11 protein-coding genes are annotated in these 13,754 nt (G+C 67.4%); 5 read left to right on the forward strand and 6 right to left on the reverse strand.

The genetic code is table 11. The annotated features are described in order from the left end of the window. Positions 1-29: 29 nt before the first annotated feature. The 3 genes from O7615_RS27180 to O7615_RS27190 all read right to left on the reverse strand — a co-directional run bounded on the left by O7615_RS27180 (position 30) and on the right by O7615_RS27190 (position 5,212). Positions 30-3,392: a hypothetical protein gene (locus tag O7615_RS27180; RefSeq protein WP_278180621.1), complete on the reverse strand. Its 3,363-nt coding sequence runs from the start codon at positions 3,390-3,392 to the stop codon at positions 30-32. A gap of 597 nt (positions 3,393-3,989) precedes the next feature. After that, entirely contained in the window at positions 3,990-4,544 is a 555-nt protein-coding gene (locus tag O7615_RS27185; RefSeq protein ID WP_278180622.1) for a Uma2 family endonuclease, read from the reverse strand. Positions 4,545-4,711: 167 nt separating this feature from the next. Beyond that, entirely contained in the window at positions 4,712-5,212 is a 501-nt protein-coding gene (locus O7615_RS27190; RefSeq protein ID WP_278180623.1) for a hypothetical protein, read from the reverse strand. Positions 5,213-5,462: 250 nt separating this feature from the next. Between O7615_RS27190 and O7615_RS27195 the strand changes: the two genes are divergently transcribed. The 5 genes from O7615_RS27195 to O7615_RS27215 all read left to right on the forward strand — a co-directional run bounded on the left by O7615_RS27195 (position 5,463) and on the right by O7615_RS27215 (position 10,262). Further along, the gene (locus O7615_RS27195) at positions 5,463-6,188 is read left to right on the forward strand and encodes a TauD/TfdA family dioxygenase (RefSeq protein ID WP_278180624.1); all 726 of its coding nucleotides are present in this window, start codon (positions 5,463-5,465) and stop codon (positions 6,186-6,188) included. Between the two features lie 106 nt (positions 6,189-6,294). Next, the gene (locus O7615_RS27200; protein ID WP_278180625.1) at positions 6,295-7,200 is read left to right on the forward strand and encodes a hypothetical protein; all 906 of its coding nucleotides are present in this window, start codon (positions 6,295-6,297) and stop codon (positions 7,198-7,200) included. Between the two features lie 28 nt (positions 7,201-7,228). After that, positions 7,229-8,014, forward strand: a complete 786-nt coding sequence (locus O7615_RS27205) for a protein phosphatase 2C domain-containing protein (RefSeq protein WP_278180626.1) — start codon at positions 7,229-7,231, stop codon at positions 8,012-8,014. A gap of 26 nt (positions 8,015-8,040) precedes the next feature. After that, a complete protein-coding gene (locus O7615_RS27210) occupies positions 8,041-8,508 on the forward strand; it encodes an NUDIX domain-containing protein (RefSeq protein ID WP_278180627.1) in 468 nt (155 codons plus the stop codon). A gap of 137 nt (positions 8,509-8,645) precedes the next feature. Next, positions 8,646-10,262 carry a flavin monoamine oxidase family protein gene (locus tag O7615_RS27215; protein WP_278180628.1) on the forward strand — a complete coding sequence of 539 codons (1,617 nt, stop codon included), beginning with the start codon at positions 8,646-8,648 and terminating at the stop codon, positions 10,260-10,262. A 50-nt stretch (positions 10,263-10,312) separates the two neighbouring features. On the opposite strand, the gene O7615_RS27220 is transcribed toward O7615_RS27215, so the two are convergent. From O7615_RS27220 to O7615_RS27230, 3 genes are read right to left on the reverse strand one after another with little or no spacing between them, the layout of a single operon-like run. Beyond that, entirely contained in the window at positions 10,313-11,101 is a 789-nt protein-coding gene (locus O7615_RS27220) for a hypothetical protein (RefSeq protein WP_278180629.1), read from the reverse strand. Positions 11,102-11,136: 35 nt separating this feature from the next. Next, entirely contained in the window at positions 11,137-12,447 is a 1,311-nt protein-coding gene (locus O7615_RS27225; protein ID WP_278180630.1) for an HEXXH motif domain-containing protein, read from the reverse strand. Positions 12,448-12,464: 17 nt separating this feature from the next. Next, positions 12,465-13,664 carry an FxsB family cyclophane-forming radical SAM/SPASM peptide maturase gene (locus tag O7615_RS27230; RefSeq protein WP_278180631.1) on the reverse strand — a complete coding sequence of 400 codons (1,200 nt, stop codon included), beginning with the start codon at positions 13,662-13,664 and terminating at the stop codon, positions 12,465-12,467. Positions 13,665-13,754: the final 90 nt, after the last annotated feature.

Consider the following 13,754-nt stretch of genomic DNA (forward strand, 5'->3'; position numbering starts at 1 on the left):
TCTCATCCCCGACTGCCGACTGCCGACGGCTAAGGGATGAACGCCTGTGACACTTCGCCGTGGTCCCCGTCCTCTGGCATCAAGCCTTCTGCCATGACGACCAACTGCCCAGCCACGACGAGTACCTGCCGCCGCTTGTCGACAAGACCAGCCATCCCGTCGATCCACGGCCGTAGGGCAACGGCCGCTTCACGCAGAATCTGTGGCGCGCGGGCGAGAATATTCTCAGCAGCCAACCACTCATCTTCCCAGACCAACGCCCCAGCGAGCAGCGCGGTAAAGACTGGGCCGAGAGTGGGTGTTTCGCGTATATATGCCTCGATCTCTGGCCTGTCAAAAAGTTGAGGATATTGCGCGACAACAAGCGACAGCGGCCACGAATGCAGAGGCGGAAAGGCCTTTTCGATGCAAAGCAGCGCCAGCGGCGTGGCGTCTTCTGCCGAGAAGAGTTCGGGACTGTGCGCAATGTGAGCCGCCAATAATTCGAGACTGTAGCTAGCTGGCCCTCGTTCTGCGTCTGCATGGATAAGTTCACCCACGCTCCGCCGACTCTGCCAAAACGCCTGCGGGTCCACGTAAGCACGCGCTGCATGCCCCATGACACGGACCTCAGGATCAGGGCTGCCGATCGCATAGCTGTTGCCGACCACACCGTGGCCCGCATTGAAGATCACCCGATCGATGCGAGATAGAGCGAGCCACTCCGCGTGTACTACCGCCTGATCGTCCTCGGGTTCACCACGAAGAATCGCCAGTTCCGTCTCGGCGAGGGACATCGTGCCGAGAAAATCGATGCCGAGATGTCCTTGCCAGATCCGGACAAGCCGCACCCACCAGTCGTGCCGTTTCGGAAAGATGGAGGCGAGCACCACGGGATCATTCGTCACATGCAGCAAGAGCTGCATCAGGTTGGCCGTATAGATGGCGAAGCGCTCGACGTAGTTGCCCGACGAAGGACAGTATGCGCCGTATCGGCCGCTGTCCCATCGGTTTTCGGCCTCGCTTAGCAGGAGACGCAGGATCTGTCCAGCGCGGGAAGCGCTATCGGGATCTGAATACAGTTGTTCGATGAACGGAAGGACGGCCGAGCCGCCCGAGTTGAGCGTCTGATGCGATAGGAGCGCATAGAGGCGGTCATCGTCCCAGTTCTGCGAGGACGGCCGATCGCGCGAATTCCAGAGCTCGTCGAGTTCCGTCATGGTGAGGTAGGCAATCAGATACTCGCTGAAGGTTGCATGCAGGAACTCGTAGCTCCGTCCATCCGAACCCTCGTCTGTTTCAGAGGCATGGATAAAGAAGAACTTTCCGAGTACCCTGCGCGCGGCGCTCAGCGAGGGCCCTCTACGCGGGTTCTGGCGCTGCCGGGATGCCGGATCCAGGGCGTGCAGGTCTTCCAGGAGTGTCTGTTCCTCGATGTAGTGCTTGCCTCGATTGAACATGCCGAAGGCGGCGATGCCCAGCCGCCAAAGTTCGGCGTGGACCTGTGTCTCCTCGCTCCCGGTCGGCGCGACATCCGTCGGCTTGCTTAGTTCACGCCGGATGAATCTACGTAGGATCCCGCCGTAAATTTGCGCCGGCGTTGAATCTTTCTCCATCGGCGGAAGCCCGTTGGGGACGCCGTAAAGAACCAAGAGCAGCAGAAGGAGTGGCTGTCGGGCGATATCTCCGTACGACAGGACGGACGTGGCCGGTGGTATCCCGGCCAGCTCGCTGTGTCGTAGTTGGGGATTGACGGCTTCCCATATCTCAAGCCAGGCGGCCACCTGCTCGGGTCGGAAGTCCTCCAGCTTGATGACCAGGCAACCGTCGGGAATGCGGGCGAGATCGGCCACCAAGGTCCGCGATGTGACGACAACCGCTACGGGCTGGGCTGTGACGGCTTCGATGCGCTGGAATTCGACCACATTCTGTAGATAGTTCGACTCTGACGTGCCCGATGCCTGCATGAACTCGTCGAGGCCATCGATGAGCAGCACTCGAGTGGCGTCGGCGGACGCGTCACTGAGTTCGAGCCAGGAAACTCGGCCGTTGGTCGCCTTACCGAGGACGGCGGCCACCTGCTGGTAGAGCGGGGCGTTCGGATCAGGCACCTGACGCAAAGGGATCCGCGCCGCGGAGAACGCGTTGCTACTGGAGAGACGCGCAGCACACACCTTTGTGAACATGCTTTTTCCCGAACCGGGGTGCCCGAGTACCACCAGCGGCCGCTCGTGGCTCTGGGGCGAGGAGAAGTAGGCAGCCAAAAAGGCATCTAGGTCGTTATCCACGGGCGCTGTCCGCGCCCACCACGATTCGTCGGCAGGCTGGGCATCGTGATCGATCACCGTCCACCGAAAAGGCGGGCTGAGGTAGCCGTTTCCTACGGTGGGCACCTTCAGTGCGGGAAGATCATCGGAAATGCCAGCGGTGACCAGCGGTTCGTTCAAGATTGCTCGATTAAAATCAGCGCTGACTTGCCTGACCTGGTGTGCGTGTTGTTGGACCACCCCGGCCAGAGAAACCATCAGGCGCTCCAACCTGACCAGCGAGTCCGCAGCCTGGCCCACCACTGCCTGAGTTGCCGCGTGCTCACCGAGCAATGCCCAGATCTCGAACTCTCGGACCTCCGCAGCCAGAAGCTTGTACTCTGCGTCGTACCGGCGTACCGCCCGCTTCACGAGGGTATCGATCAGAGGTTCCACCGGGCTCACAACCTCGGCCCTATCCCAGACGGCAAAGTTCTGGAAGAACTTGATGCACAGGCTGGCAAGTTCCTCGTACAGCGAGGAGATGAAGCTGTCACGGTTGGCGCAATACCCACACCCCGCCCATGGGAGCGGAACTTGGGCCGTAGCGAGCGTGTGGCTCAGCTGTTTTTGAGCCATGGAGGCGGCAGCTCGATCGGTGAGTCGTTGCTTGTCCTCGTCGCGCAGGTCGATCTGGTCATAAACAGGACCGAGAGTCTCGCGGATTGCGGCAAAGAAGGCTCCATACACCAGAGCAGTATGAGTAGCGGCAAGAACGGTGGGTCTCTCTGGTGACCGCCGACCCCCCAGCCGACCGAGACCTACTTTGACCAGTTTGCGGAGGAGATCGACAACTTCATTCTTCTGGTCGACCCATCCCCAGGCTGCTATAACGACACCCGAACCAGTCGCTAGGCCGACGGGGCCGGCCGCGAGCACCCCGATGCCGAGGAGCGTGCTCAAGGTCTTGGCCCATTTGTCGTCCGGGCCAGACAGAATTTCGCGTGCGCCTGCCAGACTGTAGGGAGAGTCAGCCATCAGATTCCCGCCCGCCGGAGTCGTCGGATTGGATGATCCGCGCGGCGGCGGATCGCAGTGATTCGAGCACTCCGTTCCTCGTAGGTCAACCCCGGTCGCCCAGGCCAGGTTTGGTCGCTCGCGGATCATGGAAGGCCCCTCGGTGAGCCGTTCCTGGCGTTAGGCCAACTAGGAATCCTGCTCGGAAGTGTCGGCAACCAGCACGCTCAGGCCTGCCGGCCGACGAGTTCTCCGGACTTGATCATTGAGTTCAACCGCTCTGCGTACCGTTGCCGAGGTCCTCGAATGTTAAGCCATGAAGGCGGGTGACCTCGCGATGTGACGGTGCGCTCGTCTACGAGCGGCCCGAGCGGCGGCCGTCGTAAACCTCGGTGCCTAACCAGCGTGCGGGCCGCTACGTCCGGACCGAGGGACGCGGCCGGGGAGAAGGCATCCTTCGTCGGACGAGTTCAGTCCGTGCCGCCGGAAGGGACAATGATCTCCTCGTCACCGCTGTCCTGACTGTCGGGACGACGGCACCTGCCCGCGGGCGACGTGGGCCGATTCGACCACCGCGCGCTGCCTGCAGGTGTGCTGGCGTGGACGCCTTCGATCTGTCGCTTGCCTGGAAGATGTCGAGGTCGGGCCGGACGGCCAGGATGGCGTGGCGGCAGTGCTGGTCAGGGTCGCCGCGCGGAACGGGCCAAGGGGAGCGACGCAAAGGCACCCGAGATGCTCGGCTGAAGCTCAGCCGAGGTCGTGCTCTGTCGGATCGGTGTTGAGGAGCCAGGCGAGCGGCATCGTCGCCCGGGCGGTGTATCGGTCGCCATCGAGGTGGTGCATGGTGACGGTCTGTGCGGAATCCTGGTCGACCACCCAGTATTGCGGGATGCCGGCGGCGGCGTACTCGTTGCGCTTGGTAACTGTGTCAGTGCCTTCGGAGCCGGGCGAAATAATCTCGACGACGAGGAGCACGTCGGCGACAGGTAGCCATACTCCGTCGGCCTGGACTTTGCTCCAGACGACCAAATCGGGGATGCGCCCGCCGACGCTGCCATCACGGCCGGGGACGCGCAGTCCCACGGCCTGGGCGATTCGGTCCGCCGGCACCCCGGCCTGGGCGAACCACACCATGAGCCGGGTCGCAATGATGGCATGGGCGTACCCCGGCGGCGGCATAATCGAGAGGACTCCCTCAGGGCTGATCTCGTACCGGTGGTGTTCGTCCTCAGCCATCATGGCGGTGAGGTCATCGAGCGTCACGACCGGGGGCATGTACCTGCCAACCGCCTCTGAGCTCATGCCCGCATGCTACCGGCCGTGAGCCGTCCCCGGGACGTGACGCCCGCACATTCAGGGGCCCACGGGTGTGGCTGCCCTGGCGGGGCGGTTCACGAGTTGCGGCACGTCGCGCGGTCCGGCAAGGGGCGATCGCGCGACATGCCGCAGCTGTACGACCTACGGTGCTGTCACGAGCCGTAGGGGCCGAACGAGGTGGGCCGGAAGGTGTGTTCGCGGCCGCAGTAGTCCGGCCCGATGCTGGGCCGGTCCAGAGACGTCCGGCAGACCTGGATGACAACGCGGTCGATGCCCAGCACGGAGGCGCTGGCGCCGAGAACGAAGTCGAATCTCACCACCCCGTTGTCCACCCGCTGTGCTGCCTCGTCGATCGGGCGTTCGCCGACGTATGCGACGTAGGTGGCAATGGTGTAGCGACGGTCGTCGCGACAGATGATCGGCTCGTCGGCACTGGGCCGGTCGACGACGACTCCGGTCAGTCGCACCGCGCTGGCGGGCGTGAGGGTGCGCCATTCGATGACACCCTCGGTGTAGCCGTAGGTGCAGTTGTCTCCGGAGGGGACGGAGAAGCGTTGGGAGGCGGCGCTGGCGGCGGCGCTGCTGACCATGACGGTGGTGGCGAGAAGCGCGGCGGCGAGGACGGTCGCCGCCCGCAGGAACGCACGGGTCATCTGCTTCCTTCCAGGGCTGGTCCGGTCCGGCGGGGTCGGGCTGGACGGTCGCGACGTCGGGCCCGATGGGGACGGCCACCGGCACCGGTTGCGGATGTAGCGAAGTATATCTATGCGATGAGGGAAAGTCAGCCGCCTGCTCGGCGGCGGTCGTGGTAGCCCTCGGCCTTCGTCGATGACCGTGCCGTCACTACAATCGATGTCTCTGGATGATTGAGCTGCGACCACTGCTGGGCGGACCATGCGGCTGTTGGATGCCGGTGCGGCCGAGATAGATGCTGGTCTGGTTCCAGCCGCACTTGCTCGCGACGGGATCGTCCTGGTCAGGCAGGGCGGCGTCCCCCAAGTCAAGGAGTTACTCGATGACTGGACGGAGCCGATCGACCATCCACATCAGTCGCGCGAAGGGCTGACCCTCATCGCACCCCGTGATCTGCTCGATAGCGCTGAGAACGGATCAGGCTTCTCCCGCGCCCTTCTGTCTCCGCACACGGATCGAAGTCTTCAGCAAGAGCCACCCAGTCTGGTGGCCGCCGTGATGCTGGCACCAGCGTCCGATGGCGGAGAGTCGCTGCTGGTCGACGGCGCACGCGTGCTGCGGTTGCTCCAGCAGCAGATTCCTGGCCCGACGATCGCCGAGCTGAGGCTGATTACCTCGAAGGGAAGATCAGGTTCCGCCGTCGTGGATATCCGGGCCGGTTTCGCGAGTATGCGTTACCGCGACGACCGTGTCGCTCATCCGGACGGAACCGACGGGCGGGAGGATGCCGTGGCGGCACTTCGCCACCTGATCCGGGCGACCGCGAACACCGTGAGCCTTGCCGCCGGGGACGGATACCTCATCCACAACCATCGCGTGTTGCACGGGCGGACGGCGTTCAAGGGAAGTCGATGCCTGGTGCGATTGCTTGCGAACGTCAAGAGCGACCATCCATATGCCTGGCTGAACCGGGGGTTCCGGTTTGCGAATTCCTAGATCCAGATCGTCCTCCCCGTCACGCATCGCGCGAGCCCGGCTCGCGGCGGCGTTGGCGAAAACGCGGCCGACCGACGCTGGCTTTCCGCTGGCCATTCGTGAGGTCATGGAGGCACATCCAGACCAGGAGCCGGCTCTGCGGGAGATCCTCAACGATCGGACCACCCGAGCCCACACGCGCTTCGCGGCGCTCTACGCACTCCTGCTTCGGCTGCGGCGGGAGGAACGCCACGCTGAGTACGCTGCGACCGTTCGCCAGCACGAGAGTGAGTTCGGAGCCGAACCGTACTTTCACACGTTCCGGGCAATCGTTGCCCGTACCCGAGGTGACCTCGCCTCCCTGCGCAGCGCGGTCGAGTACTCCCGACACGCGGTCGCCGCTATGCCGGTGATCCCCGCGGTGGTGCACCAACTCGCCGCGTTCTGGGTCGAGTACCTGGAACGCCTGGATGCGCCCGAGCGCACGCGCGACCTCGATGAGGTCGAACGCCATGTCGACCGGGCCATCAGCCTGTCGCAGGGCGGGGTTGCCCACTACTTCGAAACGAAGGGTCGAGTGCTGGCGCTGCGGGGAGAGTTCGAGGCCGCACGGGCTGCTGTCGCCCAGGCGATCGAACTGGAGCCGCGTACCTCTCGCGACTTCTTGCGCCGACTGACGCAGTATCAGGCCACCCGGGTCCGCATTGATCTCATGCAGGAGCGGGCACGGTGGGCACAGGCACACGAACGCTTCCGCACCGAGTTGTCCGAGTTCAAGGCGCAGCAGCTCCAACTTCTCGGTCTGTTGGCAGCGGTCGTCGCGTTCATCGCCACGGCCGGCAACATCGCGAGTCAGAGCGCCGGGGTCGAGGGTGTCCGTCTGATGCTTGTGGCGTCCGGCGCAGTCGGCGTCGTATTCGGTACGTTCTCTCTTGTCAACAACAGCCGGATCCGCCGCGTGGCCGCTGCGGTCGTGCTCGGCGGCGCACTGATCGGGGCAGGCATTTTCGTACCGGCTTCCTGGATGTCATGAAGGGCGGCGAGCGGTGAGGGTGCGAACGGTGGTGTCCACGGCGGGCGGCGCGCGGTCGAATGAGGACCGCGTCGGCTACCGGGGCACCCTCGCCTGGGTCATCGATGGTGCCACCGACTTGTATCAGGAAGCCGTCCTTCCCGCCGCCAGCGACGTGCAGTGGTTGGTGGACACTGTCGCCCAGCAGCTAGCCGATGCCGGTGCGGATGGATACCGTGACTCGGCCACCGTGTTGCTGGAGGCAGTCGCCGACGATGTCGCCAGCCGGCAGGCGGCACTGGGCTTTCCGGCCAGCCGGGTGCCGCCCGCCTGCTCGGTCGCTCTCTGCGTCGACCAGGGGCCCCGCTTCGACATCAGTCGAATCGGCGACGCGACGGCCGTGGTGGTAGGCCCTGAGCCCGTCGTCCTGGCCACCAGTTACTTCGACCGCCGGGAGGCCGCGGCCGTCGCGGCGGGCGAGCCCGATCCGCAGCGGGTGACAGCCGCGATGCATGAGCGACGGGTGCACACCATGACCTCCGGAGACAGCGAGTCCGTCTTCTCCGGCCACCCACGCCGGGTGCTGCGTCCACACCGCGTTGGCGGCGCCTGGAGTGCAGCCGACAGCGTCCTGCTCTGTACGGACGGTTTCGCCCGGCTGGTCACCGACTACGGGATCTACCCGGAGTGGGCGAACCTGGTTCGCGATGCTCTTGAACACGGCCTGCCGCATCTGGAGAAGCTGATTCGGGAGGCGGAGCACCGGCCCGAGCGCGGTGGTGGGCGGTTCAAGCGGGCCGATGACGTGGCCGCCGTGCTGCTGACCGGGTGCTGAGTGCGTGCCCTGCTGGAAGGATTTGCATGACCGACCGTCCCCCGTACCTCGTCGAACGGAACCCGGGGTACTTCGAGTATCAGCTGCCGATCTCGGTGAAGCTCGTCGTCGACTATCACGGCCGGGTGCCCTTGCTCAGGAACGAACGGGACGAGTGGGAACTGCCCGGCGGCAAGCTTGAGGTGGGTGAGACGCCCGAAGAGGGCGTGTGCCGGGAAGTCGCCGAGGAGATCGGGCTGACGATCGGCGAGGTCGGCATCATCGACACCTGGGTCTACGCCATCACGCCGGCCCGGCATGTCTTCATCGTCAGCTACGGCACCAGATACGTGGGGGACGAGGCTCTCGAATACTCAGCCGAACACAAGGAACTAGGGGTGTTCGCATACGACGAGGTGCCGGGCCTGCACATGCCGGAGCCGTACAAGAAGACGATCGCCCGCTGGCGGGACGGTTCACGGGTTACGGCATGTCGCGCCATCCCGCAAGGATGATCGCGCGACATGCCGCAGCCCGTGCGGAGCAGGAGATCGAAACAGACGCGGGCCGGCAAACAGGTGTTACGAATGGGCTACGTCGATGAAACGCCGCACTGAGATCGTCAGCTTTCGATCTTGCGAGGGAGGCGGCGGTGACGAGACCAACGACGCGGCGTCAGTTCCTGCAGGCCGTCGGGGTGTCCGGCGGAGCGGGTGTCCTCTACAGCACGATGGGTGCGCTCGGTCTGGCGCCCGCCGCACAGGCGGCACCGCCGTTCCGGGCACCCGAACGGTCCGACTTCACCCTGAGCGGGCGGACGTCGAAGTCCGTCCTCATCCTCGGCGCCGGGATCGCCGGCCTGGCGACCGCGTACGAACTCGGCAAGGCGGGCTACCAGGTGCGCATCCTGGAGGCGCGCACGCGACCGGGCGGGCGCAACTGGACGGTCCGCGGCGGCACCACCGAGACCGACCTGGACGGGCACACCCAGCGTGCCCGGTACAGTCCCGGCCAGTATCTGAACGCCGGCCCGGCGCGCATCGCCCAGCACATGGTGACCCTCGACTACTGCCGGGAACTGGGCGTACCGATCGAGATCTTCGGCAACCAGAACGCCGACGCCTACTACGTCAACGAGAACGCCGGCCCGCTCTCCGGCACGCCGATCCGGCACCGCGAGGCGAAGGCGGACGTCTACGGCTACGTCTCCGAGCTGCTCGCCAAGGCCACCGACCAGGGCGCCCTCGACAGCTACCTGACCGGTGAGGACAGGGAACGGCTGCTGGAGTTCCTGCGCGGATTCGGCGCGATCGGCGGCCGGGTGGCCGGCGATCCGGCGGCCAGTTGGCGGTACGCGGGCACCAACCGGCGCGGCTACGAGGTCGAACCGGGCGCCGGCTTCGAGGCCGGCACCCCGAGGCTCACGCCGTACCCCCTCGCGGATGTCCTGGCCAGCGGCGTCGGCCGATACATCTCCTTCGAGTTCGGTTACGACCAGGCGATGCTGATGTTCCAGCCGGTCGGCGGGATGGACCGCATCGCGTACGCCCTGGAGGAGGCCGTGGGCCGGCGGGCCATCAGCTACGGCGCCGAGGTCCAGTCCATCGCGAATGCCGGCTCCGGCGTCACCGTCGTCTACCGCGGGCCCGGCGGCCGGCCGCGTGCCGCCACCGCCGACTTCTGCGTCTGCACCATTCCGCCGCAGGTGCTGGCGAAGATCCCGTCGAATCTCACCCCGCTGGTCAAGGACGCGCTCGGCTACCCGGTCCCGAACACCACCGGGAAGATCGGGTTGCAGTATGGCCGGCGGTGGTGGGAGCAGGACGAGAACATCTACTCCGGCATCACCAACACCAACCTCGACCTCGCCACCATCTGGTACCCGTCCTACGGCTACCACGGCACCAAGGGCCTGGTCGTCGGCTACTACAACTTCGGCGCCAACGCCCAGTCGTACGCCGCGCTGACGCACGCCGAGCGGGAGGCCCGCGCCGTCGCGCAGGGCGTGAAGATCCATGGCGAGAAGTACCGCACCGAGCTGGAGACGTCGTTCTCGGTGGCCTGGGAACGCACCCGCTACTCGGAGGGCGGCTGGGTGTCCTGGCCGTCGAGGACCAGCGGCGGTCACTACGGCCGGCTGCTGGAACCGGACGGCCGGGTGTACTTCGCCGGTGACCACCTCAGCCACTACATCGCCTGGCAGGCCGGTGCGTTCGAGTCGGCCCGGAAGGTGGTGACCGACCTGCACGCCCGGGTCATGTCGGGCTGAGCACCGGGGTCGTCGCGGTCGCTGGCCACCCGCCAGCGGGTGGCCGGCGCTCAGGCGGGCCGATGGCTGTTGGCGCCGCGCGCCCGTTGGATGAGGTGTTCGACCCACCGTTCGAACTTGCTGCTGCCGCCGCCGAGCAGGCCGGCGAGGTCGTCCTCGGTGACCCCGCCCCGCGCGGCCAGCGACTCGACCATCGTCCGCAGCCGCCGATGGTCGTCGTTCTCCGTCGACACCACGCCGGACCCGCCGGTGCCGAGGTGACGTTGCAGGTCCTGGAGGATGTCCATCATCTGCGGCAGGGTCTCGATGACCTGCGACAGGCCGGCCTCGTGCGGGCTGGACGAGCCGCGCAGCTCCTGCAGGGTGAGGGCGACGGACATCGGGGTGACGATGTCCGCCTCCCGGCCGATGGCGTCGATGGCCCGGCCGAGTTGTTCCTTGGCGGCGTGCACGCTGTCCAGGTCGGTGTGGTCGACCAGGATGGTCCGCATGCCCTGCACGTCGAACGGCAGCTGCTGTTCCTTCGCCATCAACTGGACGAACGGCTTGCGCAGCGCGTGCCGGACCGCCAGTTCGTAGAAGACGTTGGCGTTCTGGTCGGTCAGGTCGGCGATGACCAGGTCGTTGCGGATGATGCGGTCCAGCACCTGGGAGGTGATCAGACCGGCGCGTTCGATCTCGTCGCCACGTACCGCGATGAAACCGCGCTCCTCCACCACCGGGCGGATCACGTGTTTGAGGATCTGGTCGCTGCGTTTGCGGATGTCCGAGCCCTCCGGGCCGATCGGGGCGATCACGAAACACTCACGACGCGTTGGCTGCTCGCTATCCTCCCCCATGGACCCAGCGTAGTCGAGCACGGCGAGACGGGTGGTCAGCCGGTCGGCGCCCGGCGCCCGTCCCACCGGGCCCGGTGGGCGGCCAGCAGCCGGCGGGCCTCGGCGGTCGCCCGCGCGGGGACCGGCTCCGCCAGCCATCGGGCGAGCACACCGGCCATGCCGTCCACCAGGTGCCGACCTATCGGGGTCAGCCGCCGCTGCGCGGCCAGCACCCGAACGGTGTGGGCGGCGGCCCTGCTCCACCGAGCGAACCGGACCTCCGCGTGGTGCCGCGCCGGACCCGGTTCGGTCACCCGCGACTGCCGCCGCCAGAAACCCGCCACCCCTAGATGGGCGTACGCCCCGTGCAGCAGGCCGTCCAACGGCCGCGGGTCGGTCCGCCACGGTGCGTAGAACAGCTCTGTCGAGCCCGGTTCCGGGGAACCCGGTTCCAGCACGGCGAACAGGTCGGTCAACGCGGCCAGTTTGGCGTGCTGGATCTCGTGGGCCAGCGCCGCGGCCGTGGACCGGGCATCCGGTGGGAGCGACATGGCCACCGAGCCGAAGGCGTGGTGGAAGGTGCCGCTGCGGATGCTGCGGCGGGGCGCGGGGATCGGTACCAGTGCACGGAGCACGGCGGAGATCTCCTCGGCGACCGGTCGGTGATGCTCGACCAGGATCCGCCATGCACCGTCGAGGTGGGACCGCCACGCGTCGGTTGACCCGTCGCCGAACCGACGGTTGCCGTCCAACCCCGGTACGTACCGCCACGTCCGGGTGTCCAGCAGCAGGGACAGCGGTAGCCCGCCGTGCGCGATGTCCAGCCGGGACAGCGGCAGCCAGCGCCGGTCGGTCGACCGGCCGGCGTCGATGTCCACCTGCTCTCCGGCGGCGAACACCCGCGCGTGCCCGCCGGCTGTCCGGATCCGCGCCCGGACGGCGGTGACCGGGAGCGTCACCGTGCCGAGGCCGGGCAACTCCAGCCGACCGGCCGCGCCGGGGGCGAGTGGGACGTCGAGGTCCGCGTCGGCGCCGGCGTGCACGGCCGCGGTCGCCGCCACGGCGGCCAACAGCCCCGGGTACACCGCTGACGCGTCTCCCGCGTCCAGCAGCGACACGGTGCCGAACGCCCAGGCGGCGACGGGGGGATGGGCGAGTGCGGCCACCCGGTCCTGCGGCGGGACCTCGGCCAGTACGCGGTACGCCGCCTCGACCGCCGTCCGGTCGGGGTGCGCCGTCTCGCGCAGCAGCACCAGCAGCGCGCGTACCAGCAGGAGGGTCTTGCTGTGCTGCGCGGCCCGCAGCCGCGCCACGGCCTCCGCGCCGCCACGACCGGCGGCGAGCTCGTCGAGGACCGCCCTCGGCACCCGGTGCACCGACGGGATCAACGCGCGGCCCTGGGCAGCGTCGCCACGTCCCGGCGCACCGTGTCACGGATGTGGCCGATGAGGGCGTACAGGTCGGGGCAGTAGACCGAGGGGTTGTCGAAGCCGTTGCGAGCGCGGTAGCGGTGGGTGCGCAGTCCGCCGCCACAGACCCGGCGCAGGTCGCAGGTGCCGCAGGTCGCACAGAGCGCCTGCACCGGATCCTGCTGGGACCGCACCGCGGGCAGGTCGAGGGCGGCGTCGAACGGATCCCGTTGCACGTGCAGCCCGGTACGGGCCGCGCCGGAGTAGGCGGCGGCGAGCGTGTCGTCCATCTCGATCTCACCGTCGGTCTGCACCACCGCCACCACCACGGGACTCAGGCCCACCCCGGCCAGCCGGGAGGTGCCGCCGAGGAGCACCTGGATGATCTCGTCGAAGAGTCGGATCCGGACCGGCGGGCCCGGCGTGTGGTACCACCGGTCGAAGACCGAGATCAGCCATCGGGCGTACGGAGTCCGGCGCGGATCCGCCGGGCGCTCGGGTGGGGGAGTGCTCCAGGTGCCGTGCGGCAGGAGGAAGTCGATGGTCGGCGGCCGGTGCGCGAGCAGGCTGAGGTACGTGGCGACCGGGTCGTTGCGGAGGTCGACCGTGCACAGTAGCCCGTTGAACAGGTGTGGGTACCCCGTGGTCAGTCGACGCAGGGCGGTCTCGACGCGGGCATGACTGCCCTGCCCGTCGGGCCCGCGCCGGTGCCGGTCGTGCGCGGCCCGGTCGCCGTCGAGGCTGATGCTGAGCCGCACGTCGAGCCGGTCGAGCAGGTCGAGGTACGTCTCGTCCAGCCGGGTGGCGTTGGTCTGCACGGTCAGCCGTACCGGCACGGGTGCCACGCCATGTCGGATGGCCGACACCGCTGCCTCGATCCGTGCCGGTCCCGCCAGCAACGGCTCGCCGCCGTGCAGGATCACCGAGACCCGGTCGAGCCGGTGCGCCCGGACGTGTTCACCGATCCGGCGGGCGGTCGCGTCGAGCACCCGCTGCGGCATGGCCCGGGGCAGATCCCGCCACCGCTGGTCGGTCATCGTGTAGACGTAGCAGTGGTCGCAGGCCAGGTCGCAGCGGCTGTGCAGCTTGAGCACGAACTGGCGGAAGGGGACAGGCGGAGCGCGGCGGGTGGCGGCGCCGCCGGCCGGCCGGCGACCGTCGTCGGATCCGGGCATCAGGAGCTTCACCGCCCTGGCTGCGGCCGGTTGGCCGTGGTCGACGAACTCACAGCATACATCGACGTTCGGCGCTCTAATCCCCGTGTT

It is taken from the genome of Micromonospora sp. WMMD1082 (assembly GCF_029626175.1).
Classification (GTDB): domain Bacteria; phylum Actinomycetota; class Actinomycetes; order Mycobacteriales; family Micromonosporaceae; genus Micromonospora.

Bases quoted from the DNA above. Each gene is read 5' to 3' on its own strand.
- O7615_RS27230 (WP_278180631.1), bottom strand. From the start codon at position 13,664: ATGCCCGGATCCGACGACGGTCGCCGGCCGGCCGGCGGCGCCGCCACC.
- O7615_RS27185 (WP_278180622.1), bottom strand. From the start codon at position 4,544: ATGAGCTCAGAGGCGGTTGGCAGGTACATGCCCCCGGTCGTGACGCTC.
- O7615_RS27180 (WP_278180621.1), bottom strand. From the start codon at position 3,392: ATGATCCGCGAGCGACCAAACCTGGCCTGGGCGACCGGGGTTGACCTA.
- O7615_RS27190 (WP_278180623.1), bottom strand. From the start codon at position 5,212: ATGACCCGTGCGTTCCTGCGGGCGGCGACCGTCCTCGCCGCCGCGCTT.
- O7615_RS27220 (WP_278180629.1), bottom strand. From the start codon at position 11,101: ATGGGGGAGGATAGCGAGCAGCCAACGCGTCGTGAGTGTTTCGTGATC.
- O7615_RS27200 (WP_278180625.1), top strand. From the start codon at position 6,295: ATGGAGGCACATCCAGACCAGGAGCCGGCTCTGCGGGAGATCCTCAAC.
- O7615_RS27210 (WP_278180627.1), top strand. From the start codon at position 8,041: ATGACCGACCGTCCCCCGTACCTCGTCGAACGGAACCCGGGGTACTTC.